Annotated in this window: 1 protein-coding gene; it reads left to right on the top strand. The window is 45.4% G+C overall.

What is annotated here, in order from left to right; all coding sequences use genetic code 11:
• On the top strand, positions 1 to 321 hold a 321-nt coding region (locus GMC_RS23405), incomplete at its 5' end, for a replication initiation protein (protein WP_138940559.1).
• Positions 322 to 579 lie beyond the last annotated feature (258 nt).

The following is a 579-nucleotide window of genomic DNA, read 5'->3' as shown; positions in this document are numbered from 1 at the left end:
TTTACGCAGTTTCGGCTTAGTGAAACAAAAGAAATCACCAATCCGTATGCCATGCGTTTATACGAATCCCTGTGTCAGTATCGTAAGCCGGATGGCTCAGGCATCGTCTCTCTGAAAATCGACTGGATCATAGAGCGTTACCAGCTGCCTCAAAGTTACCAGCGTATGCCTGACTTCCGCCGCCGCTTCCTGCAGGTCTGTGTTAATGAGATCAACAGCAGAACTCCAATGCGCCTCTCATACATTGAGAAAAAGAAAGGCCGCCAGACGACTCATATCGTATTTTCCTTCCGCGATATCACTTCCATGACGACAGGATAGTCTGAGGGTTATCTGTCACAGATTTGAGGGTGGTTCGTCACATTTGTTCTGACCTACTGAGGGTAATTTGTCACAGTTTTGCTGTTTCCTTCAGCCTGCATGGATTTTCTCATACTTTTTGAACTGTAATTTTCAAGGAAGCCAAATTTGAGGGCAGTTTGTCACAGTTGATTTCCTTCTCTTTCCCTTCGTCATGTGACCTGATATCGGGGGTTAGTTCGTCATCATTGATGAGGGTTGATTATCACCTCGCGATAT

It is taken from the genome of Aquimarina agarivorans (genome assembly GCF_000218485.1).
GTDB lineage: Bacteria > Bacteroidota > Bacteroidia > Flavobacteriales > Flavobacteriaceae > Aquimarina > Aquimarina agarivorans.
Note: the sequence above shows the minus strand (reverse complement) of the source record. Positions and strands in the feature narration are given on the sequence as shown.